Source organism: Dechloromonas agitata is5 (assembly GCF_000519045.1).
In the GTDB taxonomy this organism is placed as follows: Bacteria; Pseudomonadota; Gammaproteobacteria; order Burkholderiales; family Rhodocyclaceae; genus Azonexus; species Azonexus agitatus.
Genome location: NZ_KI912532.1, coordinates 497727 through 520211, shown reverse-complemented (window position 1 = coordinate 520211; position 22485 = coordinate 497727). Strand labels below are relative to the sequence as shown.

At 58.5% G+C, this 22485-nt stretch carries 36 protein-coding genes; 34 read left to right on the top strand and 2 right to left on the bottom strand.

Annotation, left to right across the window (positions count from 1 at the left end):
* Positions 1-80: 80 nt before the first annotated feature.
* The 33 genes from rpsL (at position 81) to rplQ (ending at position 18434) form a co-directional block, all read left to right on the top strand.
* Entirely contained in the window at positions 81-458 is a 378-nt protein-coding gene (gene rpsL / locus K420_RS0102625) for a 30S ribosomal protein S12 (protein WP_027456682.1), read from the top strand.
* 110 nt (positions 459-568) lie between these two features.
* Positions 569-1039: a 30S ribosomal protein S7 gene (gene rpsG / locus K420_RS0102620; protein ID WP_027456681.1), complete on the top strand. Its 471-nt coding sequence runs from the start codon at positions 569-571 to the stop codon at positions 1037-1039.
* 18 nt (positions 1040-1057) lie between these two features.
* A complete protein-coding gene (fusA, locus tag K420_RS0102615) occupies positions 1058-3151 on the top strand; it encodes an elongation factor G (protein WP_027456680.1) in 2094 nt (697 codons plus the stop codon).
* Between the two features lie 21 nt (positions 3152-3172).
* On the top strand, positions 3173-4363 hold the full coding sequence (gene tuf, locus K420_RS0102610; protein ID WP_027456679.1) for an elongation factor Tu: 1191 nt from the start codon (positions 3173-3175) through the stop codon (positions 4361-4363).
* Between the two features lie 64 nt (positions 4364-4427).
* On the top strand, positions 4428-4739 hold the full coding sequence (gene rpsJ / locus K420_RS0102605; RefSeq protein ID WP_027456678.1) for a 30S ribosomal protein S10: 312 nt from the start codon (positions 4428-4430) through the stop codon (positions 4737-4739).
* 110 nt (positions 4740-4849) lie between these two features.
* Positions 4850-5488: a 50S ribosomal protein L3 gene (gene rplC, locus K420_RS0102600; RefSeq protein ID WP_027456677.1), complete on the top strand. Its 639-nt coding sequence runs from the start codon at positions 4850-4852 to the stop codon at positions 5486-5488.
* 9 nt (positions 5489-5497) lie between these two features.
* The gene (gene rplD / locus K420_RS0102595; RefSeq protein ID WP_027456676.1) at positions 5498-6121 is read left to right on the top strand and encodes a 50S ribosomal protein L4; all 624 of its coding nucleotides are present in this window, start codon (positions 5498-5500) and stop codon (positions 6119-6121) included.
* The gene (gene rplW, locus K420_RS0102590) at positions 6118-6420 is read left to right on the top strand and encodes a 50S ribosomal protein L23 (RefSeq protein WP_027456675.1); all 303 of its coding nucleotides are present in this window, start codon (positions 6118-6120) and stop codon (positions 6418-6420) included. Before rplD ends, rplW begins: the two co-directional genes overlap by 4 nt.
* The gene (gene rplB, locus K420_RS0102585) at positions 6420-7247 is read left to right on the top strand and encodes a 50S ribosomal protein L2 (protein ID WP_027456674.1); all 828 of its coding nucleotides are present in this window, start codon (positions 6420-6422) and stop codon (positions 7245-7247) included. Before rplW ends, rplB begins: the two co-directional genes overlap by 1 nt.
* A 10-nt stretch (positions 7248-7257) precedes the next feature.
* The gene (rpsS, locus tag K420_RS0102580) at positions 7258-7533 is read left to right on the top strand and encodes a 30S ribosomal protein S19 (protein ID WP_011286091.1); all 276 of its coding nucleotides are present in this window, start codon (positions 7258-7260) and stop codon (positions 7531-7533) included.
* Positions 7534-7542: 9 nt separating this feature from the next.
* A complete protein-coding gene (rplV, locus tag K420_RS0102575) occupies positions 7543-7872 on the top strand; it encodes a 50S ribosomal protein L22 (RefSeq protein ID WP_027456673.1) in 330 nt (109 codons plus the stop codon).
* A 9-nt stretch (positions 7873-7881) separates the two neighbouring features.
* Positions 7882-8667 (top strand): 30S ribosomal protein S3, encoded by a 786-nt coding sequence (gene rpsC / locus K420_RS0102570; protein ID WP_027456672.1) that lies wholly within the window; start codon positions 7882-7884, stop codon positions 8665-8667.
* The gene (gene rplP / locus K420_RS0102565) at positions 8668-9081 is read left to right on the top strand and encodes a 50S ribosomal protein L16 (protein WP_027456671.1); all 414 of its coding nucleotides are present in this window, start codon (positions 8668-8670) and stop codon (positions 9079-9081) included.
* Positions 9082-9083: 2 nt separating this feature from the next.
* Complete coding sequence (gene rpmC, locus K420_RS0102560) at positions 9084-9278, top strand: 50S ribosomal protein L29 (RefSeq protein ID WP_027456670.1); 195 nt, start codon at positions 9084-9086, stop codon at positions 9276-9278.
* A complete protein-coding gene (gene rpsQ, locus K420_RS0102555; RefSeq protein WP_027456669.1) occupies positions 9275-9541 on the top strand; it encodes a 30S ribosomal protein S17 in 267 nt (88 codons plus the stop codon). The genes rpmC and rpsQ overlap by 4 nt, the downstream gene beginning before the upstream one ends.
* A 154-nt stretch (positions 9542-9695) precedes the next feature.
* Complete coding sequence (rplN, locus tag K420_RS0102550; protein ID WP_027456668.1) at positions 9696-10064, top strand: 50S ribosomal protein L14; 369 nt, start codon at positions 9696-9698, stop codon at positions 10062-10064.
* Between the two features lie 9 nt (positions 10065-10073).
* The gene (rplX, locus tag K420_RS0102545; RefSeq protein WP_027456667.1) at positions 10074-10391 is read left to right on the top strand and encodes a 50S ribosomal protein L24; all 318 of its coding nucleotides are present in this window, start codon (positions 10074-10076) and stop codon (positions 10389-10391) included.
* 9 nt (positions 10392-10400) lie between these two features.
* Positions 10401-10940: a 50S ribosomal protein L5 gene (gene rplE, locus K420_RS0102540; protein WP_027456666.1), complete on the top strand. Its 540-nt coding sequence runs from the start codon at positions 10401-10403 to the stop codon at positions 10938-10940.
* Between the two features lie 7 nt (positions 10941-10947).
* Positions 10948-11253 carry a 30S ribosomal protein S14 gene (gene rpsN / locus K420_RS0102535; protein WP_027456665.1) on the top strand — a complete coding sequence of 102 codons (306 nt, stop codon included), beginning with the start codon at positions 10948-10950 and terminating at the stop codon, positions 11251-11253.
* Positions 11254-11268: 15 nt separating this feature from the next.
* Positions 11269-11664 carry a 30S ribosomal protein S8 gene (gene rpsH, locus K420_RS0102530; RefSeq protein ID WP_027456664.1) on the top strand — a complete coding sequence of 132 codons (396 nt, stop codon included), beginning with the start codon at positions 11269-11271 and terminating at the stop codon, positions 11662-11664.
* Positions 11665-11678: 14 nt separating this feature from the next.
* Entirely contained in the window at positions 11679-12209 is a 531-nt protein-coding gene (gene rplF / locus K420_RS0102525; RefSeq protein WP_027456663.1) for a 50S ribosomal protein L6, read from the top strand.
* A gap of 9 nt (positions 12210-12218) precedes the next feature.
* Positions 12219-12575 (top strand): 50S ribosomal protein L18, encoded by a 357-nt coding sequence (rplR, locus tag K420_RS0102520; RefSeq protein WP_027456662.1) that lies wholly within the window; start codon positions 12219-12221, stop codon positions 12573-12575.
* A 27-nt stretch (positions 12576-12602) separates the two neighbouring features.
* Positions 12603-13130, top strand: coding sequence for a 30S ribosomal protein S5 (gene rpsE, locus K420_RS0102515; RefSeq protein WP_027456661.1), 528 nt, complete (start codon positions 12603-12605; stop codon positions 13128-13130).
* Between the two features lie 3 nt (positions 13131-13133).
* Positions 13134-13316: a 50S ribosomal protein L30 gene (rpmD, locus tag K420_RS0102510; protein WP_027456660.1), complete on the top strand. Its 183-nt coding sequence runs from the start codon at positions 13134-13136 to the stop codon at positions 13314-13316.
* Positions 13317-13319: 3 nt separating this feature from the next.
* On the top strand, positions 13320-13754 hold the full coding sequence (rplO, locus tag K420_RS0102505; RefSeq protein ID WP_027456659.1) for a 50S ribosomal protein L15: 435 nt from the start codon (positions 13320-13322) through the stop codon (positions 13752-13754).
* A 20-nt stretch (positions 13755-13774) separates the two neighbouring features.
* Entirely contained in the window at positions 13775-15097 is a 1323-nt protein-coding gene (secY, locus tag K420_RS0102500; protein ID WP_027456658.1) for a preprotein translocase subunit SecY, read from the top strand.
* 16 nt (positions 15098-15113) lie between these two features.
* The gene (infA, locus tag K420_RS0102495) at positions 15114-15332 is read left to right on the top strand and encodes a translation initiation factor IF-1 (RefSeq protein WP_027456657.1); all 219 of its coding nucleotides are present in this window, start codon (positions 15114-15116) and stop codon (positions 15330-15332) included.
* Positions 15333-15405: 73 nt separating this feature from the next.
* On the top strand, positions 15406-15519 hold the full coding sequence (gene rpmJ / locus K420_RS19985; RefSeq protein WP_011286109.1) for a 50S ribosomal protein L36: 114 nt from the start codon (positions 15406-15408) through the stop codon (positions 15517-15519).
* 51 nt (positions 15520-15570) lie between these two features.
* Positions 15571-15933, top strand: coding sequence for a 30S ribosomal protein S13 (rpsM, locus tag K420_RS0102490; RefSeq protein ID WP_027456656.1), 363 nt, complete (start codon positions 15571-15573; stop codon positions 15931-15933).
* A gap of 12 nt (positions 15934-15945) precedes the next feature.
* Complete coding sequence (gene rpsK, locus K420_RS0102485; RefSeq protein ID WP_027456655.1) at positions 15946-16335, top strand: 30S ribosomal protein S11; 390 nt, start codon at positions 15946-15948, stop codon at positions 16333-16335.
* A gap of 12 nt (positions 16336-16347) precedes the next feature.
* Positions 16348-16977 (top strand): 30S ribosomal protein S4, encoded by a 630-nt coding sequence (gene rpsD / locus K420_RS0102480; protein ID WP_027456654.1) that lies wholly within the window; start codon positions 16348-16350, stop codon positions 16975-16977.
* A 23-nt stretch (positions 16978-17000) separates the two neighbouring features.
* Positions 17001-17975 (top strand): DNA-directed RNA polymerase subunit alpha, encoded by a 975-nt coding sequence (locus tag K420_RS0102475; RefSeq protein ID WP_011286113.1) that lies wholly within the window; start codon positions 17001-17003, stop codon positions 17973-17975.
* A 57-nt stretch (positions 17976-18032) separates the two neighbouring features.
* A complete protein-coding gene (gene rplQ, locus K420_RS0102470) occupies positions 18033-18434 on the top strand; it encodes a 50S ribosomal protein L17 (protein WP_027456653.1) in 402 nt (133 codons plus the stop codon).
* A 75-nt stretch (positions 18435-18509) separates the two neighbouring features.
* Here rplQ and K420_RS0102465 read toward each other — a convergent pair whose 3' ends face one another.
* Positions 18510-20042: a SpoIIE family protein phosphatase gene (locus K420_RS0102465; RefSeq protein ID WP_232422720.1), complete on the bottom strand. Its 1533-nt coding sequence runs from the start codon at positions 20040-20042 to the stop codon at positions 18510-18512.
* A gap of 132 nt (positions 20043-20174) precedes the next feature.
* On the bottom strand, positions 20175-21983 hold the full coding sequence (locus tag K420_RS0102460; RefSeq protein ID WP_027456651.1) for an ABCB family ABC transporter ATP-binding protein/permease: 1809 nt from the start codon (positions 21981-21983) through the stop codon (positions 20175-20177).
* 94 nt (positions 21984-22077) lie between these two features.
* Here K420_RS0102460 and K420_RS0102455 point away from each other — a divergent pair, with 94 nt between their 5' ends.
* Positions 22078-22476, top strand: coding sequence for an acyl-CoA thioesterase (locus K420_RS0102455; RefSeq protein ID WP_027456650.1), 399 nt, complete (start codon positions 22078-22080; stop codon positions 22474-22476).
* Positions 22477-22485 lie beyond the last annotated feature (9 nt).

Below are 22485 nucleotides of genomic sequence, written 5' to 3'. Positions count from 1 at the left end.
CTAATCATTGTCTCTGCTTTGGATAACAAAATTGCCGTCGTGCACCGTTTTGGGTGCCCGGTTGTTGAAGGAAGTTTGATATGCCGACCATCAACCAGCTCGTGCGCAAGCCGCGCGTTGCCGAAAAGGCCAAGAGCAAGGTTCCTGCGCTGGAAAAGTGCCCGCAGAAGCGTGGCGTCTGCACCCGCGTCTACACCACCACCCCGAAGAAGCCGAACTCTGCTCTCCGTAAGGTTTGCAAGGTTCGCCTGACGAATGGCTTCGAAGTCATTTCGTACATCGGTGGTGAAGGCCACAACCTGCAGGAGCACTCCGTGGTCCTGATCCGTGGTGGTCGTGTCAAGGACTTGCCGGGTGTGCGTTACCACACCGTGCGTGGCTCCCTGGATACGCAGGGCGTCAAAGATCGTAAGCAGGCCCGTTCCAAGTACGGTGCCAAGCGTCCGAAGGCTGCTTGATTCATCAAGCGGCTTGAGTAAGTGGTCGTTCTGTTGGGCGACCGAGAGAGCCGGGGGGGTGAAAACCCCTTCCCGGCTTTTCAACTGAATCGTGTTTAGTAGAGGTTAATATGCCCCGTCGTCGCGAAGTTCCCAAACGTGACATTCTGCCGGATCCGAAGTTCGGCAATGTCGAAGTTTCCAAGTTCATCAACGCCATCATGCAGAGCGGCAAGAAGTCGGTCGCCGAGCGCATTGTTTATGGCGCTTTCGATATCATCACCACCAAGTCCGGCAAGGATCCGCTGGAGGTGTTTGGTGCTGCCATGGGCAACGTCAAGCCGATGGTCGAAGTGAAGTCCCGCCGCGTTGGTGGTGCCAACTACCAGGTTCCGGTAGAAGTCCGTCCGGCCCGTCGTGCTGCGCTGGCCATGCGCTGGTTGCGTGAATCGGCCCGCAAGCGTTCCGAGAAGTCGATGGGTCAGCGTCTGGCTGCTGAAATGCTGGAAGCCTCTGAGAATCGCGGCGGTGCGGTCAAGAAGCGTGATGAAGTTCACCGCATGGCTGAAGCCAACAAGGCCTTCGCTCACTTCCGCTTCTAATTCTCAAAGGGCTTTAACGTGGCACGTAAAACTCCCATCGAGCGCTACCGCAACATCGGTATCAGCGCCCACATCGACGCCGGCAAGACCACCACGACCGAGCGCATCCTGTTCTACACCGGTGTCAATCACAAGATTGGCGAAGTGCATGACGGTGCCGCTACCATGGACTGGATGGAGCAGGAGCAGGAGCGTGGTATCACCATCACCTCGGCCGCGACGACCTGCTTCTGGAAGGGCATGGACATGCAGTTCCAGGAGCATCGCTTCAACATTATCGATACCCCGGGGCACGTCGACTTCACCATCGAAGTCGAGCGCTCGATGCGCGTTCTTGACGGTGCGTGCATGGTCTACTGCGCGGTCGGTGGTGTGCAGCCGCAGTCCGAGACGGTTTGGCGTCAGGCGACCAAGTACAATGTGCCGCGTCTGGCCTTCGTGAACAAGATGGACCGTTCCGGTGCCAACTTCTTCAAGGTCGTTGACCAGATGAAGACCCGTCTGAAGGCCAACCCGGTGCCCATCGTGATTCCGATCGGTGCCGAGGATACCTTCGCTGGCGTTGTTGACCTGATCAAGATGAAATCCATTATCTGGGACGAGGCGTCTCAGGGGATGAAGTTTGAATACCAGGATATTCCGGCTGATCTGGTTGAAACCGCCCAAACCTGGCGCGAACAGATGGTTGAGGCTGCCGCTGAGGCTTCCGAAGATCTGATGAACGAGTACCTGGAAAACGGCGATCTGTCCGAAGAGAAGGTCAAGGAAGGTCTGCGTTTGCGCACTCTGGCTTGCGAAATCCAGCCGATGCTGTGCGGTACTGCCTTCAAGAACAAGGGTGTTCAGCGCATGCTGGATGCCGTCATCGAGCTGCTGCCGTCGCCGGTCGATATTCCGCCGGTCCAGGGGGTCGATGATCGCGAGCAGCCGGCTTCCCGCAAGGCGGATGATGCCGAGAAGTTCTCGGCTCTGGCGTTCAAGCTGATGACCGATCCATTCGTTGGTCAGCTGACCTTCATTCGCGTCTATTCGGGCGTTCTGAATTCCGGTGCAACGGTTCTCAACTCCGTCAAGAACAAGAAGGAGCGCATCGGCCGTATTCTGCAGATGCACGCCAACAACCGCGAAGAAATCAAGGAAGTTCTGGCGGGTGACATCGCTGCCTGCGTTGGTCTGAAGGAAGTCACCACCGGTGAAACCCTGTGCGACCCGGATGCGCCGATCATCCTCGAGCGCATGGTGTTCCCGGATCCGGTGATTCACGTCGCTGTCGAGCCGAAGACCAAGGGTGATCAGGAAAAAATGGGTATTGCGCTGAGCCGCCTGGCTGCCGAGGATCCGTCCTTCCGCGTGCGTACCGATGAAGAGTCCGGTCAGACCATCATCTCCGGTATGGGTGAACTGCATCTCGAAATCATCGTTGATCGCATGAAGCGCGAATTCAACGTTGAGGCCAATGTCGGGGCTCCGCAGGTTGCTTACCGTGAGTGCATCAAGAAGGCTGTCGAGCAGGAAGGCAAGTTCGTCAAGCAGTCGGGCGGTCGTGGTCAGTTCGGTCACGTCTGGCTCAAGATCGAGCCGAACGAGCCGGGTGCGGGTTACGCGTTCGTTGACGCCATCAAGGGTGGTGTGGTGCCGCGTGAGTACATTCCGGCTGTCGATAAGGGGCTGCAGGACGCGATCACCAGCGGCGTGCTGGCCGGTTTCCCGGTTGTCGATATCAAGTTTACGCTGTTCGATGGTTCTTACCACGACGTTGACTCCAACGAAAACGCCTTCCGTATGGCGGCTTCGATGGCTTTCAAGGAGGGTATGAAGAAGGCCTCTCCGTCGCTGCTTGAGCCGATGATGGCGGTCGTGGTTGAGACCCCGGAAGACTACATGGGTAACGTCATGGGCGACCTGTCGTCCCGTCGTGGCATCGTTCAGGGTATGGATGACCTGCCGGGTGGTACGAAGGAAGTGCGTGCCGAGGTTCCGCTGTCCGAAATGTTCGGCTATGCCACCTCGTTGCGTTCCCTCTCCCAGGGTCGCGCCACCTACACGATGGAATTCAAGCACTACTCCGAAGCGCCGAAGAACGTCGCCGAGGCTGTCATCAACAAGAAGTAACCGTTTATTGGAGAACCGATAATGGCTAAGGAAAAATTCGAGCGTACGAAACCGCACGTAAACGTTGGCACGATTGGTCACGTTGACCACGGCAAGACCACGCTGACCGCTGCGATCACCACCGTGCTGTCCGCCAAGTTCGGCGGCTCGGCCAAGAAATACGACGAAATCGACGCTGCGCCGGAAGAAAAGGCCCGCGGTATTACGATTAACACCGCCCACGTCGAATACGAAACCGCCAACCGTCACTACGCCCACGTTGACTGCCCGGGCCACGCCGACTACGTCAAGAACATGATCACCGGTGCTGCCCAGATGGACGGTGCCATTCTGGTCTGCTCCGCTGCTGACGGCCCGATGCCGCAAACCCGCGAGCACATCCTGCTGGCTCGTCAGGTTGGTGTGCCGTACGTTCTGGTCTACATGAACAAGTGCGACATGGTTGACGACGCCGAACTGCTCGAGCTCGTCGAAATGGAACTGCGCGAACTGCTCTCCAAGTACGACTTCCCGGGCGACGACACCCCGATCATCCACGGCTCCGCACTGAAGGCCCTGGAAGGCGACCAGTCCGAAATCGGCGAGCCGTCCATCTTCCGTCTGGCTGACGCCCTGGACTCCTACATTCCGACCCCGGAGCGCGCTGTTGACATGCCGTTCCTGATGCCGGTTGAAGACGTCTTCTCGATCTCCGGTCGTGGCACCGTTGTCACCGGTCGTGTCGAGCGCGGCATCATCAAGGTTGGCGAAGAAATCGAAATCGTCGGTATCCGCCCGACCCAGAAGACCACCTGTACCGGTGTCGAAATGTTCCGCAAGCTGCTCGACCAAGGTCAAGCTGGCGACAACATCGGTGCCCTGCTGCGTGGTACCAAGCGTGAAGACGTTGAGCGTGGTCAAGTCCTGTGCAAGCCGGGCTCCATCACCCCGCACACCCACTTCACCGGCGAAGTCTATGTTCTGTCCAAGGACGAAGGTGGTCGTCACACCCCGTTCTTCAACAACTATCGTCCGCAGTTCTACTTCCGTACGACCGACGTGACCGGCGCCATCTCGCTGCCGGAAGGCGTTGAGATGGTCATGCCGGGCGACAACGTCCAGATGACCGTCAAGCTGATCGCCCCAATCGCCATGGAAGAAGGTCTGCGCTTCGCCATCCGCGAAGGCGGCCGTACCGTTGGCGCCGGCGTCGTCGCTAAGATCATCGAGTAATCGTTCTTTTTGAAATCCGGGGCGGGTCATGAACTTGCCCCATCGTTCTTTGGAAGCCAAGCAAATGCAAAACCAGAAAATCCGTATTCGTCTGAAGGCCTTCGACTATCGCCTGATCGACCAGTCTGCTCAGGAAATCGTCGAAACAGCCAAGCGTACCGGCGCCGTGGTTCGCGGTCCTGTTCCGCTGCCGACGCGCAAGCAACGCTTCGACATCCTGCGCTCGCCGCACGTTAACAAGGCTTCCCGTGATCAGCTGGAGATTCGTACCCATCTGCGTCTGATGGATATCGTTGATCCGACCGACAAGACGGTTGATGCTCTGATGAAGCTGGACCTGCCGGCTGGTGTCGACGTCGAGATCAAGTTGCAGTAATTGTTGTTTTGCGGATATAATCCGCGCCTTTCGGGGGTGGTCGGCAACGACTGCCCATTTGTTGTTTTACATCGACCGGCCAATCGCAGCCGGCGATGAGGAGAATAACCATGAGTCTAGGCCTTGTTGGTCGCAAGGTTGGCATGACTCGCATTTTTGCTGAGGATGGTGCGTCCATCCCGGTGACTGTGCTTGACGTGTCGAACAACCGCGTGACCCAAGTCAAAACGCCGGAGATCGATGGCTACGCAGCCATTCAGGTCGCTTTCGGCAAGCGCCGTGCCTCTCGTGTTTCGAAGCCCCTGGCTGGTCATCTGGCCAAAGCGGGTGTGGAAGCCGGGCATGTGCTCAAGGAATTCCGTGTCGAAGCTGATCAGTTGGCCAATTTCAAGGCTGGCGATCAGGTTGCCGTCACCATCTTCGCCGAAGGGCAGAAGGTTGATGTGACCGGTACCTCCATCGGTAAGGGTTTCCAGGGTGGTATCAAGCGCCACAACTTCAGCTCGAACCGTGCCTCGCACGGTAACTCGATTTCCCATAATGCGCCGGGTTCTATTGGTATGGCCCAGGATCCGGGTCGTGTTTTCCCGGGTAAGCGCATGGCGGGTCATCTGGGTGATGTGCAGTCCACGCTGCAGAGCCTGACTATCGTTCGTGTCGATGCCGAGCGTCAGTTGCTTCTGGTCAAGGGGGCTGTTCCGGGTGCCAAGGGTTCCGACGTCGTCGTGCGTCCGGCGGTCAAGGCTTAAGGGGGCGACATGGAACTGAAGGTTATTAACGAACAAGGTCAGGAAGCTGCCAAGCTGCAGGCTTCCGACGTGCTCTTTGGTCGCGAGTTCAATGAAGCACTGGTTCACCAGATCGTCGTCGCCTATCAGGCGAACGCACGCTCCGGTGACAGCAAGCAGAAGGACCGCTCCGAGGTTCGTCACACCACCACAAAGCCGTGGCGTCAGAAGGGTACTGGTCGTGCCCGTTCGGGTTCCAACGGCTCTCCGTTGTGGCGTGGGGGTGGTCGGATTTTCCCGAACTCGCCCGAGCAAAATTACACCCAGAAGGTCAACAAGAAGATGTTCCGCGCCGGCATGGCTGCGATTCTCTCCGAGTTGGCTCGTCAGGATCGTCTCGTTGTTATCGACGATCTGTCGGTTGATGCGCCCAAGACCAAGCTGTTTGCCCAGAAGCTGAAGGGCATGGGTCTGGAAGGTAACCTGCTGGTGGTTACCGATGAGTTGAACGAGAACCTCTACCTCTCGTCCCGCAACCTGCCGAACGTTCTGGTCCTCGAAGCCCAGGAGGCCGATCCGGTTTCCCTGGTTCGCTTCAACAAGGTTCTGGTTACCAAGAATGCGGTGGCCAAGTTCGAGGAGATGTGGGGATGAATCAAGAGCGTCTGATGCAGGTGCTGCTGGCACCGCAAATCTCCGAAAAGGCTACCTACGTTGCAGACAAGCACGAGCAGGTTGTTTTCCGTGTCGCATCCGATGCGACCAAGCCGGAAATCAAGGCTGCCGTCGAGCTGCTGTTCAAGGTCGAAGTCGAAGGCGTGCAAGTCGCCAACGTCAAGGGCAAGGTCAAGCGTTTCAAGGGGGCGACCGGTCGTCGCAAAGGCTGGAAGAAGGCTTTTGTGAGCCTCAAGCCGGGTCAGGAAATCAATTTCGTCGAGGGGGGTAACGCGTAATGGCTCTCGTCAAAGTAAAACCGACCTCGCCGGGCCGTCGTGCCGTCGTCCAGGTGGTTAATGCAGACCTGCACAAGGGCAAGCCTTTTGCTGGTCTGGTTGAGTCCCAGTCGAAAAACTCGGGTCGCAACAACAATGGTCGCGTGACGGTCCGCCATCAAGGTGGTGGCCACAAGCAGGCGTATCGTCTGGTTGATTTCAAGCGCAACAAGGACGGCATTCCGGCCAAGGTTGAACGTCTGGAGTACGATCCGAACCGCACGGCCAATATCGCGTTGGTCTGCTACGCCGACGGCGAACGTCGTTACATCATTGCCAACAAGGGTATGGTGGTCGGTCAGCAGATCATGAGCGGCTCTGAAGCACCGATCAAGTCGGGTAACGCATTGCCGATTCGCAACATTCCGGTCGGTACGACCATTTGCTGTGTCGAAATGCTGCCGGGCAAGGGCGCTCAGCTGGCTCGTTCGGCCGGTACTTCGGTGCAATTGCTGGCGCGTGAAGGGTCCTACGCCCAGATTCGACTGCGCTCCGGCGAAGTTCGTCGCGTACACGTCGAGTGTCGTGCCACGGTTGGTGAAGTCGGCAACGAAGAAAACAACCTGCGCAAGATCGGCAAGGCCGGTGCGCAGCGCTGGCGTGGTATTCGCCCGACCGTTCGCGGTACTGCCATGAACCCAATCGACCACCCGCACGGTGGTGGTGAGGGCAAGACAGGCGAAGGTCGCGTGCCGGTTAACCCGTGGGGTCAGCCCACCAAGGGTTATCGCACCCGCAGCAACAAGCGCACGAACAGCATGATCGTTCAGCGCCGTCATAAGCGTTAAGGGGTAGGAAATGGGACGTTCTCTCAAAAAGGGCCCGTTTGTTGATGCGCATCTGATCGACAAGGTCGAAGCAGTTCGCGCCACCAGCGACAAGCGCCCGATCAAGACCTGGTCGCGTCGTTCGACGATCCTCCCCGAGTTCATCGGCCTGACGATTGCGGTCCACAATGGCAAGCAGCATATTCCGGTGTTCGTCACCGAGAATATGGTCGGTCACAAGCTCGGCGAGTTCTCGCTGACCCGGACGTTCAAGGGTCACACCGCCGGCAAGAAGGCCAAGAAGTAAGGAGCTGACATGGAAACTCGTGCAAGTCTGCGAGGCGTACGCCTCTCTGCGCAAAAGGGCCGCTTGGTTGCGGATCTCGTGCGCGGCAAGCCGGTCGGTCAGGCTCTTAATATCCTGGCTTTCTGCCCGAAAAAGGGTGCCGGTATCGTCAAGAAGGTTCTGGAGTCGGCAATCGCCAACGCCGAGCACAATGACGGCGCCGATATCGACGAACTGACGGTGAAAACCATCTACGTCGAAAAAGGCATGGTGCTGAAGCGCTTCACCGCCCGCGCCAAAGGTCGTGGCAATCGGATCAGCAAGCCGACCTGCCATATTTATCTGACCGTTGGTAACTAAGGAAGAGCCATGGGACAGAAAATTCATCCGACTGGCTTCCGTCTGGCCGTCACCAAGAACTGGAGTTCGCGCTGGTACGCCAACAGCAAGGACTTTCCGGGTATGTTGCAGGAAGACGTCAAGGTGCGCGAGTACCTGAAGCGTAAACTGGCGCATGCCTCCGTGGGTCGTGTTTTGATCGAGCGCCCAGCCAAGAACGCTCGCGTCACCGTTTACTCGGCTCGTCCGGGTGTGGTGATCGGCAAGAAGGGCGAGGATATCGAACAACTGCGTACGGATCTTCAGCGCATCATGGGCGTCCCGGTCCATGTGTCGATTGAAGAAATCCGTAAGCCGGAAGTCGATGCACAGCTGATCGCCGACTCCATTGCTCAGCAACTGGAGAAGCGCATCATGTTCCGCCGCGCCATGAAGCGCGCCATGCAGAACGCCATGCGTCTCGGTGCCCAGGGTATCAAGGTGATGAGCGCCGGGCGTCTGAACGGTGCGGAGATTGCTCGTAGCGAATGGTATCGCGAAGGTCGTGTCCCGCTGCACACCCTGCGTGCCGACATCGACTACGCGACCTCCGAAGCGCTGACGACCTACGGCATCATCGGTATCAAAGTTTGGGTTTACAAGGGCGACATGCTGGATCGTAACGCTCAGCCGGTTTCCGAGGAACCGGCCGCTGAGGAACGCCGTCCGCGTCGTGGCCCGGGTAAGCAGGAAGGCGACAAGCCGCGCACGCGTACGGTCAAGAAGGCCGATGGCGACGCGCCGGCGAAGCGTGCTGTCAGAAAGGCAGGTGCCTAAATGTTGCAACCTAATCGTCGCAAGTTCCGCAAGGAGCACAAGGGCCGCAATGAGGGCCTGGCGACTCGTGGTACGAAGGTCTCCTTCGGTGAGTGGGGCCTCAAGGCTACCGGTCGCGGTCGTCTGACTGCCCGGCAAATCGAAGCGGCCCGTCGCGCCATGACTCGTCACATCAAGCGGGGTGGCCGCATCTGGATTCGTATCTTCCCGGACAAGCCGATCTCCAAGAAGCCGGCCGAAGTTCGTATGGGTAACGGTAAGGGTAACCCGGAATATTGGGTGGCCGAGATCCAGCCGGGCAAGGTGCTTTATGAGATGGATGGCGTAAATGAAGCGCTGGCTCGCGAGGCATTTGCCCTCGCCGCTGCTAAGCTGCCGATTTCCACCACCTTCGTGACTCGTCATCTGGGGTAATCATGAAAGCTAGTGAATTGAGAACCAAGAGCGTGGACGAGCTCAACAAGGAATTGCTGGACCTGCTGAAGGCCCAGTTCGGACTGCGTATGCAACTTGCTACCCAGCAGTTGTCCAATACCAGCCAAATGTCCAAGGTGCGTCGCGACATCGCGCGCGTTCGCACGCTTATCCGTGAAAAGGCGGTGCAGCAATGAGCGAAACCTCCAGCATCAAGCGCACTCTTATCGGTCGCGTTGTTAGCGACAAGATGGACAAGACGGTTACCGTCCTCGTCGAACGTAAGGTCAAGCACCCCATGTACGGCAAGGTTATGGTTCGTTCCAAGAAGTACCATGCGCACAACGAAGGCAACACTGCCAAGGCTGGCGACCTGGTCGAGATCGTCGAAACCCGTCCGGTTTCGCGTACCAAGACATGGGCGGTGACCAGTGTTCTGGAGAAGGCTGTCGTCGTATAACGATAGTTTTCCAAAAAAAGCTTGCAAGCAATTAAAAGAAGCCGGTATAATCCGGCTTCTTTTTTGCGGGCGCCGCTCTGGGGCCGCAGATTTGTTCAACCCGTACGGGTTCCAAGACTGACCGCCAAAGCGGATTAAGTTGGAGTTAATTTAAATGATTCAGATGCAGACGATTCTGGACGTCGCCGATAACACCGGTGCTCGTTCAGTAATGTGTATCAAGGTGCTGGGTGGTTCCAAGCGTCGTTATGCGGGCATTGGCGATATCGTCAAGGTCAGCATCAAGGACGCTGCGCCGCGTGGTCGTGTCAAGAAGGGTGATGTTTACAATGCCGTGGTGGTCCGTACCGCCAAGGGTGTTCGTCGTCCGGATGGCTCGTTGGTGCGCTTTGATGGCAATGCCGCAGTTCTCCTCAACAACAAGCTCGAGCCGATTGGCACGCGCATCTTTGGCCCGGTGACCCGCGAACTGCGTACCGAGCGTTTCATGAAGATCGTGTCGCTGGCTCCGGAAGTTCTGTAAGGGGCGGTGATGGAAAAAATTCGCAAGGGCGACGAAGTCGTCGTCATTACTGGCAAGGACAAGGGCAAGCGCGGTACCGTCGTCGCTCGTGTTGATGCCGAGCATGTCGTGGTCGAAGGTGTAAATCGTGCCAAAAAGCACGTCAAGCCGAATCCGATCAAGGGTGTGGCGGGTGGTATCGTCGATAAGGACATGCCTATTCATATCTCCAATGTTGCGCTGTTCAACGCGGCAACCAAGAAGGCCGATCGTGTCGGTATCAAGGTGCTCGAAGATGGCCGCAAGGTTCGCGTGTTCAAATCGAACGGCGAACTGGTGAACGCATAAGGGGTAGTCATGGCGCGTTTGCAACAGTTTTACAAGGACAATGTAGTTGCCGATCTGACCAAGCAGTTCGGTTACAAGTCCGTTATGGAAGTGCCGCGCATCACCAAAATCACCCTGAACATGGGTGTGGGTGAGGCGGTCGCCGATAAGAAGGTTCTGGAAAACGCCGTTGGCGACATGCAGAAAATCGCCGGCCAAAAACCGGTCACCACGAAGGCTCGCAAGTCGATTGCTGGCTTCAAGATTCGCGATGGTTATCCGATTGGCTGTATGGTTACCCTGCGCGGTCCGCGCATGTTCGAATTCCTTGATCGCCTGGTGACCATTGCGCTGCCCCGTGTCCGTGACTTCCGTGGTATCTCCGGCAAGGGTTTTGACGGCCAGGGTAACTACAACATGGGTGTCAAGGAGCAGATCATTTTCCCCGAAATCGAGTACGACAAGATCGATGCTCTGCGGGGTATGAACATCAGCATCACCACGACCGCGAAGACCGACGCAGAAGCCAAGGCTCTGCTGCAGGCTTTCAAGTTCCCGTTCAAGAATTGAGGCAATCATGGCAAAACTTGCTCTGATCAACCGTGAAGAGAAGCGCCGCAAGCTGGTGGCTCAGTACGCCAAGAAGCGTGCTGCCCTGGAGGCGATCATCAATAACGTGAGCCTGTCTGACGAGGAGCGTTACGAAGCCCGTCTGAAGCTGCAGGCTCTGCCGCGCAATGCGAGCCCATCTCGTCTGCGCAATCGTTGCCAGCTGACTGGTCGTCCGCGTGGTGTTTTCCGTAAATTCGGTCTGTGCCGTAACAAGATTCGCGAGCTCGCCATGAATGGCGAAATCCCGGGTGTTGTTAAGGCCAGCTGGTAATCAGGAGATACAGAAATGGCTATGAGCGATCCGATCGCGGACATGCTGACCCGCATCCGCAACGCCCAGCTCGCCGAGAAGGCGTCTGTCTCCATGCCGTCGTCCAAGGTCAAGGCTGCAATCGCTGCCGTGTTGAAGGACGAAGGTTATGTTGAAGATTTTGCTGTACGTCAGAACGATGGCAAGGCAACCCTGGAAATCGCGTTGAAGTACTACGCAGGCCGTCCGGTCATTGAGCGTATCGAGCGTGTTTCCAAGCCGGGCCTGCGTATCTACAAGGGCTGCGATGATATTCCGCGCGTCATGAACGGCCTCGGTGTGGCAATTGTCTCCACCCCGAAGGGTGTGATGACCGACCGCAAGGCTCGTGCTACCAAGGTTGGTGGCGAAGTGCTGTGCATTGTGGCATAAGGAGCTGACCGATCATGTCTCGTATTGGTAAGAATCCCGTAGTGCTGCCGGCTGGTGTGGAAGTGACCGTAGGTGAGCAGATTGTCGTCAAGGGTCCGTTGGGTACCCTGAAGACTGCTGCGCACCCGGCTGTTACCGTCGCCGTCGAAGGGCAGAACGTCGTTGTATCCAAGGTTGCTGGCGCCGCCAACGCGGGCGCTATGTGGGGTACCATGCGTGCCAACCTGAACAACATGGTGACCGGCGTCTCGAAGGGTTTCGAGCGCAAACTGCAACTGGTTGGCGTGGGTTATCGTGCCCAGGCTGCCGGCGATACGTTGAACCTGTCGCTCGGTTTCTCGCATCCCGTCGCGCACAAGATGCCGGCTGGTGTAAAGGTTGAGTGTCCGACCCAGACGGAAATCGTCATCAAGGGCGCGGACAAGCAACAGGTCGGTCAGGTAGCTGCCGAAGTTCGGGCGTATCGGAAGCCGGAGCCCTACAAGGGCAAGGGTGTTCGTTACTCGGACGAAGTGGTGGTTATCAAGGAAACCAAGAAGAAGTAAGGGTGGCATATGTTTAACAAGAAGCAAGCGCGTTTGCGCCGTGCCCGCAAAACCCGGGCCAAAATCGCCGAACTCAAAGCTGTGCGTCTGTGCGTTAATCGCACGAACTGCCACATTTACGCCCAGGTCATCTCGCCGTGTGGCGGCAAGGTCCTGGCTTCGGCTTCCACGCTGGACAAAAGCGTTCGTGGTGATGTCGCCAATGGCGGCAACAAGGCTGCGGCCGCTGTTGTCGGCAAGCTGATCGCCGAGCGCGCTAAGGCCGCCGGCATCGAGCAGGTGGCTTTTGATCGCTCCGGTCTCCAGTACCACGGTCGTATTCAGGCGTTGGCTGAGGCCGCGCGTGAAGGCGGCCTGAAGTTCTAACCGACGGCGAAAGGACGAGGTTAAGAAATGGCTAAACCTGAAAGAAACAAGAAGCCGCAACAGGCTGAAGAGCGCGACGACGGTTTGCGCGAGAAGATGGTTGCGGTGAACCGCGTCACCAAGGTGGTGAAGGGCGGCCGGATTCTCGGCTTCGCAGCCCTGACCGTCGTTGGTGACGGCGATGGCGGGATCGGCATGGGCAAGGGCAAGTCCCGTGAAGTGCCGGTTGCCGTGCAAAAGGCAATGGAAGAGGCGCGCCGCAAGATGGCCAAGGTCAGCCTGCGCAATGGTACGGTCCATCACACGGTGATGGGGCGCCATGGCGCTACCACCGTGATGATCCAGCCCGCACCGGATGGTACGGGCATCATTGCCGGCGGTGCCATGCGTGCCGTGTTCGAGGTGGTCGGGGTGACCAACGTCGTCGCCAAGGCGCACGGCTCCACCAATCCCTACAACATCGTGCGTGCCACCATCGACGGTCTGTCGAAGGTGAATACGCCGTCCGAGATCGCCGCCAAGCGTGGCCTGTCGGTCGAGCAGATTCTGGGGTAACTCATGGCTGACAAGAAAATCACTGTCAAGCTCGTCAAGAGCGTCATCGGCACCAAGCAGGACCACCGCGCTACGGTGCGCGGCCTGGGTCTGCGCAAGCTGAACAGCATCGCTGTACTGGAAGACACGCCGGCGGTTCGCGGCATGATCCAGAAGGTGCAGTATCTCGTTAAGGTTGAGGGTTAAGCCATGCGTCTGAATACCATCAAGCCGGCCGAAGGTTCCAAGAAGGCTGCCAAGCGCGTTGGGCGTGGTATCGGCTCTGGCCTGGGCAAGACCTGTGGTCGCGGCCACAAGGGTCAGAAATCCCGGTCCGGCGGATTCCACAAGGTCGGTTTCGAGGGCGGTCAAATGCCGCTGCAGCGCCGTCTGCCCAAACGCGGCTTCAACTCCCTCACGCGTGCTCGTAACTACGAAGTGCGTCTGACGGATCTGGAGCGCCTGCCGGTCGACGAAATCGACCTGCTTGCTTTGCAGGTTGCCGGGATTGTCCCAAGCGATGCGCTGTCGGCCAAGGTCATTCTGTCCGGGTCCATCAGCCGCAAGGTCGTTCTGAAGGGCGTCGGTGCCACCAAGGGCGCCAAGGCTGCGATCGAAGCCGCTGGCGGCTCCATCGCCGAGTAAGTCAGGGAAAGGTTAGAACGTTGGCAGCAAATCCCAATACCGTAGGAAAAGGTGGCAAGTTCGGCGATCTGAAGCGTCGACTTTGGTTCCTGCTGGGCGCGCTCGTGGTTTACCGCATTGGCGCCCATATTCCGGTTCCGGGTATCGACCCCAACGCTCTGGCCGATCTCTTCAATTCGCAAAAGGGCGGCATCCTGGGCATGTTCAACATGTTCTCGGGTGGCGCCTTGTCGCGATTCACGATTTTTGCACTGGGGATCATGCCTTACATTTCGGCATCGATCATCATGCAACTCATGAGTGTCGCCAGCCCGCAACTCGAAGCCCTCAAGAAGGAGGGTGAGGCCGGGCGTCGGAAGATCACTCAGTACACCCGTTACGGTACGGTCATTCTTGCCCTTTTCCAGGGGCTGGGGATCGCCGTCGCACTCGAGGCGCAGGCTGGTCTGGTGAATGATCCGGGCTTCATGTTCCGCCTGACGACGGTTTCCACGCTGCTGACGGGTACGATGTTCCTGATGTGGCTGGGCGAGCAGATCACCGAACGTGGTCTGGGGAATGGCATTTCGATCATCATTTTTGCCGGTATTGCCGCAGGTTTGCCGAACGCGATCGGTGGCTTGCTGGAGTTGGTGCGTACCGGCGCCATGCATCCGCTTACCGCGCTGATTATTTGTGTCTTGGTGGTCGCTGTGACCGCATTTGTGGTTTTTGTTGAGCGTGGCCAGCGCAAGATTCTGGTTAATTACGCCAAACGCCAGGTGGGCAACAAGATTTATGGCGGCCAGAGTTCGCACCTGCCGCTGAAGCTGAACATGTCCGGTGTGATCCCGCCGATTTTCGCGTCCTCCATCATCCTGTTTCCCGCAACGGTGGCCAACTGGTTTGGTTCGAGCGACTCGATGCACTGGCTGAAGGATGTCGCCGCGACGCTGTCTCCCGGCCAACCGATCTATGTGCTGCTTTATGCTGCCGCTATCGTGTTCTTTTGTTTCTTTTACACCGCTCTGGTTTTCAATTCCAAGGAAACGGCGGATAACCTGAAAAAGAGTGGAGCATTCGTGCCGGGTATTCGTCCGGGTGAGCAGACGGCGCGCTATATCGACAAGATCCTGATGCGCCTCACCCTGATCGGCGCAGCCTATATCACGGTGGTCTGTCTGTTGCCGGAATTTCTGATTTTGAAATGGAACGTACCGTTCTATTTTGGCGGGACGTCTCTGCTGATCATCGTAGTCGTGACCATGGACTTCATGTCGCAGGTGCAGGCTTACGTGATGTCGCACCAGTATGAAAGTCTCTTGAAGAAGGCGAACTTCAAAGGTTCGCCGATGATCAAGTAATTGATACGCGCTACAGATGGCAAAAGAAGATTACATCGAGATGCAGGGCGAGGTCGTTGAGAACCTCCCCAATGCAACCTTCAAGGTCAAGCTCGAAAATGGCCACATTGTCCATGGCTTCATCTCCGGCAAGATGCGCATGCACTACATACGCATTCTCCCGGGCGACAAGGTAACCGTTCAATTGACGCCATACGATTTATCCAAGGCCCGGATCGTTTTCCGAGCCAAGTAAAAGTTCTCTACGCAATAACCGCAGAGCAAGGAATCACGGCTGCTTCCAAGCTCTCGCAGACGAGGAGTAAAACATGAAAGTGCAACCTTCAGTGAAGCGCATTTGCCGCAACTGCAAAGTTATCCGTCGCAAGGGTGTCGTGCGCATCATTTGCAAGGATCCGCGTCACAAACAGCGCCAGGGTTAATTCCCTGTCGAGTCCGGCATTCGTTAATTTTCGAAATATTGGAGTGATTCAATGGCCCGTATTGCAGGGGTAAACATTCCGAACCATCAGCATGCTGAAATCGCCTTGACTGCGATTTATGGCATCGGCCGTACCCGCGCACAGAAAATCTGTGATGCAGCCGGCGTTGGTCGTACCACTAAAATGAAGGACCTGTCCGACACGGACATGGACCGTTTGCGCGATGAAGTGGGCAAGTACACCGTTGAAGGTGACCTGCGCCGCGAAGTCACGATGAACATCAAGCGCCTGATGGACCTCGGTTGCTACCGTGGCCTGCGCCATCGCAAGGGCCTGCCCTGCCGTGGTCAGCGCACCCGCACCAATGCCCGTACCCGCAAGGGGCCGCGCAAGGCCATCGCTGGCAAGAAGTAATAGGGACTGAACATGGCTAAGACTGCACCTAAAGTTCGCAAGAAGGTCAAGAAGAACGTCGCCGAGGGCATCGCCCACATCCACGCGTCGTTCAACAACACCATCATTACCATTACCGATCGCATGGGCAACGCGTTGTCCTGGGCGACTTCGGGTGGCGCCGGTTTCCGCGGCTCCCGCAAGTCCACCCCGTTCGCTGCCCAGGTGGCTGCTGAAGCCGCCGGCAAGGCTGCTCAGGAATGCGGCGTCAAGAATCTGGAAGTTCGCATCAAGGGGCCCGGCCCCGGCCGCGAATCTTCGGTCCGTGCGTTGAACGCACTGGGCATCAAGATCACCGCTATTTCCGACGTGACGCCGGTGCCGCACAACGGCTGCCGTCCGCCCAAAAAGCGCCGCATCTAAGGAGAATCACAAGTGGCTCGTAATCTCGATCCGAAATGCCGTCAGTGCCGCCGCGAAGGCGAAAAGCTGTTCCTGAAGGGCGAAAAGTGCTTCACCGACAAATGTGCCATTGAGCGTCGTTCCTACGCTCCGGGCCAGCACGGTCAGAAATCCGGTGCCCGTCTGTCTGACTACGGCGTCCACCTGCGCGCCAAGCAGAAGATTCGTCGCGTGTATGGCGTGTTGGAAGGCCAGTTCCGCAAGACCTTCGCCGAAGCTGAGCGCCGCAAGGGCCAGACCGGTGAAAACCTGCTGCAGCTGCTCGAAGCTCGCCTGGATTCCGTCGCCTACCGCATGGGCTTCGGTGCCTCGCGTACTGAGTCCCGCCAGATTGTCCGTCACAACGGCGTCCTGGTGAATGGCAAGCGCGTCAACATCCCGTCGTTCATCGTCAAGCCGGGTGATGTTGTGCAGTTGACCGATCGCGCCCGCGCTTCGCTGCGTTGCAAGGCTGCTCTCGAGGCTGCCGAATCTCGTGGCTTCCCGGAGTGGATTGCAGTGGACGTCAAGGAAGGCAAGGGCACGTTCAAGGCCATGCCGCAGCGTTCCGAATTGCCGGCGACCCTGAACGAAGGTCTCGTCATCGAACTTTACTCGAAGTAAGCACTGAGCAGAGGATCTAGCCCATGCAAAGTAGTGGACTTCTGAAACCCCGCATCATCGACGTGCAGAGCGTTTCGCCCGTGCAGGCCAAGGTGGTCATGGAGCCGTTCGAGCGCGGTTATGGCCATACCCTGGGCAATGCACTGCGTCGCATCCTGTTGTCCTCGATGGTCGGCTACGCGCCGACCGAAGTTGGCATCGATGGTGTGCTCCATGAGTACTCGACCGTTGACGGCGTTCAGGAAGACGTCGTCGACATCCTTCTGAACCTGAAGGGTGTCGTGTTCAAGCTGCACAACCGTGATGTCGTCAACCTCAAGCTGGTCAAGGAAGGTGAAGGCGCTGTTCGTGCCGGCGACATCGAGTTGCCGCATGACGTCGAAATCATCAATCCGGAGCACGTCATCGCCCATCTCTCTCCCGGCGGCAAGCTGGCGATGGAGATCAAGGTCGAAAAGGGCCGCGGTTACGTCCCGGGTAACGTCCGTAACCTGGGCGATGCCAAGACCATCGGCAAGCTCGTGCTGGATGCCTCGTTCAGCCCGATCCGCCGTGTCGCCTACGCCGTCGAGAGTGCTCGCGTCGAACAACGTACCGACCTCGACAAGCTGATTGTCGATATCGAAACCAACGGCGTCGTCGAGCCGGAAGAAGCCATCCGTTACGCTGCCCGCGTACTGATGGAACAGCTTTCCGTCTTCGCCGATCTCGAGGGTACTGCTCCGGTTGCTGAGGCGTCCAAGCCGGCACAGGTTGACCCTGTCCTGCTCCGCCCGGTGGATGATCTGGAATTGACGGTTCGCTCGGCGAACTGCCTCAAGGCCGAGAACATCTACTACATCGGCGACCTGATTCAGCGTACCGAGAACGAATTGCTCAAGACCCCGAATTTGGGTCGCAAGTCGCTGAACGAGATCAAGGAAGTGTTGGCCGCCCGCGGCCTGACGCTCGGCATGAAACTGGAGAACTGGCCGCCCGCCGGTCTGGAGAAGGCGTAAGCCTTTTCCCGACCCAGGCAGCTTAGGGACGCCTGCAGAACATAGAAAGGATTAACCATGCGTCACCGTAATGGACTTCGCAAACTGAACCGTACCAGCAGCCATCGCCTGGCGATGCTGCGCAACATGACCGTTTCCCTGCTCCGCCACGAGGCCATCAAGACCACGTTGCCGAAGGCCAAGGAACTGCGTCGTGTTGTCGAGCCGATGATCACCCTCGGCAAGACCCCGACCCTGGCCAACAAGCGCCTGGCTTTCGACCGTCTGCGTGACCGCGAGATCGTCGTCAAGCTGTTCGCCGAAATCGGGCCGCGCTACGCTACCCGCCCGGGTGGCTACCTGCGTATCCTGAAGTGCGGCTTCCGCGTTGGCGACAATGCACCGATGGCCTTTGTGGAACTGGTCGATCGTCCGGAACCGACTGAGGCTGTCGAGGTTGAGGAATCGGCTGGCGAATAAGTCAGTGTTGCTGCTTTAAAATGCAAAGGCCGGGGATTCCCGGCCTTTGTTTTTGCTGTTGCGGTGGCTGGTCGATCAGGCACAGTCAATGAGCATCAGCGACACGTCGTCGCTCGCCGGGCAGTTTTTCTGATGTGTTTCGAGCGCCGTCAGGATTCTTTCGAAGCGCTCGCGTGGTGACGTATCAGCGACTGCAGCGATCAGGCCAATTTTCCCGAATTGTTCGGCGCCGGGATTGGTCGCTTCGAGGAGACCGTCGGAACACAGAACCAACTGGCTTTCGGCGTCCCAGGTAAAGGCTTGGGGGGCACCGCCCAGCTCGGTACTGCTGACGATGCCGAGGGGGAGATTGGTTGATGGGAAGGTGGTTGTCACCCGGCCCCGGGCGTCCAGCAGGAAGGCTTCTGGCGTACCGCCGACCCAGATTTCCCCGCGGCGCGAGGCTTCGTCGGGACTGGCCAGCGTGACGGCCACGAAGCGGCCGACCGGCATCGACTCTTTCAACTGCTGATTCAATTCGCTGACAATTTCCTGAACCGAACGATTCCGCTTAGTCATGCGGTAGAACAACGCCAGGACGGGCAGCACGCTGATGGCCGCAGCCAGGCCGTGACCGGTGGCGTCGGCAAGCAGGACGTAGAAGCGACCATCAGTCGAACGGGCGGCGGCAACGATGTCGCCGCTGAAGTGTTCGGCGGGGATGACCCGGTAGCGCAGGCGCGGATCCTGCAATCCGACACGGTGCAACTGCTTTTCCATCAGGCGGAGAGCCAGTTGTTGTTCCGTCTGCGTCTGGTCGTAGTAATTCTGCAACTGCCGGGCGTTATCCCGCAGCTGGCGCTCGGTCTGCTTGCGTTCGGTGATGTCGCGTACGACACCGATCAACATGCGCTGGCTATCCAGGACGACCTGGCTGATCGCGATGGTGGCGGGGAAATAATGGCCGTCCTTGTGCGCCGCAACGACTTCGCGTTCCTGTCCGACGACGCGTGAGGCACGGTCTTCCCGGCAATAGGCGGCAACCCGTTCGGCGTGACCTTCCCGCGTGTCGGGTGGCATCAGCATTCCGATGCTCTGGCCGATGAGTTCGGATGAGGACCAGCCGAAAATCCGTTCAGTGGAATCGTTGACCGAAACGATGATGCCTTGTTCGTCAGTCGTCACGATGGCGTCGAGCACATTGTCCGAAATGGCCTGGACGCGCCGTAGCGAATCGATGGCGGCCTGCTGCATGGCGAGGGAGCGCTGCATTGAGCGCAACTTGGCTTCGAGGACGACGAAATTGATCGGCTTGGTCAGATAGTCGTCGGCACCGGCATCGAGCCCCTCGACGAGATTCTCGTCACGATTGAGGGCGGACAGGAAAATCACCGGGGTCCATCGGTCGCGCGTCATCGCCTTGATGCGTCGGGCGGCTTCGAAGCCGTCCATGACCGGCATCATGATGTCGAGCAGAACGAGATCCGGCAGTTCGGTCTCGAACTTGCGGACTGCTTCCTCGCCGTTTTCGGCCAGGATGACATCGTGCCCGAGTTTCTTGAGGAAGATTTGCAGGATATGAAGGTTGGTCCGGTTGTCGTCGACAGCCAGCACCTTCATTTTGGTCATCAGGGCATTCATTGTTATCTGATTCGGATATCTCGGGATCCTGGCCGGGGCGGCAGCGTGATCGCCCATCGCAATCCCGGCGATCGTACCACGCCCGGCTCACAGACAGCGGGCCTCCGCCAGAGGGGGAGTTCAATAGCCGGCGGACGATTCCTCCTGTTGCTGGAGCATCCACATCGATGCATATTGCCCCCCGGCGGCGAGCAAGACGGGGTGTGTGCCGCGTTCGACAATGTGGCCATCGCGCATGACGAGGATTTCGTCGGCATTCATGACCGTGGACAGACGATGAGCGATGATCAGCGTCGTGTGGCCGACGGCGACCTGCTCCAGTTGCCCCTGGATCGCTCGCTCGGTGGCCGAGTCGAGGGCCGAGGTGGCCTCGTCGAAGATCAGGATGGGCGGGTTCTTGAGCAAAGCACGGGCAATGGCGACGCGCTGTTTTTCGCCGCCGGACAGCTTCAGGCCGCGCTCGCCGACTGTCGTTTCGTACTTGCGGGGCAGCGACTCAATGAATTCGTGCAACTGGGCGGCGCGGGCTGCGACGATGACTTCCTCGCGCGTCGCCTCGGGACGCCCGTAGTTGATGTTGTAGAAAATGGTGTCGTTGAACAGCACCGTATCTTGCGGCACGATGCCGATCGCGGCGCGCAGGCTCGTCTGGCGCAGGCTGCGCAGGTCGTGGCCGTTGATCCGGATGGCGCCACCGGTCACGTCGTAGAAGCGATAGAGAAGCCGGGCGAGGGTCGATTTGCCGGCCCCCGAATGGCCAACCACCGCGACGGTCTTGCCCGCGGGAATCGTGAAGCTGAGCTGTTTCAGAATCTGGCGGTCCGGGTCGTAGGCAAAATCGACGGTGTCGAAATCGATCTGCAATGTTCCGCTCGGCAGGTCATGGGCATCCGGTGCGTCGGCGACTTCCTGGTTTTCCTTGAGCAGGTTGAACATGCGCTCGATGTCGGTCAGCGCCTGGCGGATTTCACGATAGACGATGCCGAGGAAGTTGAGCGGGATGTAGAGCTGGATCAGGAAGGCATTCACCAGGACCAGGTCGCCGATCGTCATCTGCCCGGCGACCACGCCACTCGCGGCGCGCCACATCATGGCGGTGACGCCAAGGGCGATGATCGCGGCCTGGCCGAGGTTGAGGTAAGCCAGCGTGGTCTGGCTGCGGGTCGCAGCTGCCTCCCACTTGACCAGTTGTTCGTCGTAGCGCCGGGCTTCCCAGGCTTCGTTGTTGAAATACTTGACCGTCTCGTAGTTCAACAGGCTGTCGATGGCACGGCTGTTCGCCGCCGAGTCGTTCTCGTTGACGGCCCGTCGGATGTCGATGCGCCAGTTGCTGACCTTGATGGTGAACACCACGTAGGCAACCAGCGAGACGAGTGTGATCAGTACGTAGCCGACGTCGTATTTGACGAACAGGATGCCGAGCACCAGGCCAATCTCGACCAGGGTGGGCAGGATGGAATACAGCGTGTAGGAAATCAGGCTGGAAATCGAGCGGCTGCCGCGCTCGATGTCGCGCGACACCCCACCGGTCTGACGTTCGAGATGGAAGCGCAGCGACAGCGCGTGCAGGTGGCGGAAAACTTCCAGCGAAACCTGCCGAACAGCCCGCTGGGTGACGCGGGCGAAGAGGATTTCGCGCAACTCCGTGAACAGCGAGGTCGAAAAGCGCAGCACCCCGTAAAGGATGAGCAGCACGGCGGGCAGGGCGAGCAATTGCTGCTCGCCACTCAGGCCGTCGATCATTTCCTTGAAGATCATTGGTACGCCGACGTTGGCGACCTTGGCACCGATCAGGCAGCCCAGTGCCGCGAGGACACGCAGGCGATAGCGCCACAGATAGGGAAAGAGCGTACGGATGGTCAGCCAGGCATGGGGGTGCGGCAAGGGTTGGCCGGCTGGAGGCTTGGGCAGTGCAGAGGAGCGGCGCATGGCGTTGGGGGCGGGAATCGGTGATCGGTTCGGGAGTATATGAAAAGCCGCTGCTTTACGGGAAAATCGCGGCATATACGACAGAGGACAAATCATGGCGACAGCTTCCCTCTCCCTTCCGGCCAAGCACTGCACGCTACGCGTCGTACCGATGCCGGCCGATCTCAACCAGAACGGCGATGTCTTCGGCGGCTGGGTCATGGCCCAGGTCGATGTGGCCGGGGCCATCCCGGCCATGCGGCGAGCGCGCGGCCGGGTAGCGACGGTATCGGTCAATTCCTTCCTGTTCAAGCAGCCGGTGTCGGTCGGCGATGTCGTCAGCTTCTATGCCGATATCGTGCGTGTCGGAACGACGTCGATCACGGTACGGGTCGAGGTATATGCCGAGCGCAATTACGCGGCACCGATCATCGTCAGGGTGACTGAGGCGGAACTGACCTACGTGGCGATCGACGGCGATGGCCGCAAGCGCCAGATTCCGCCGGAAAACTGACGGGAAATG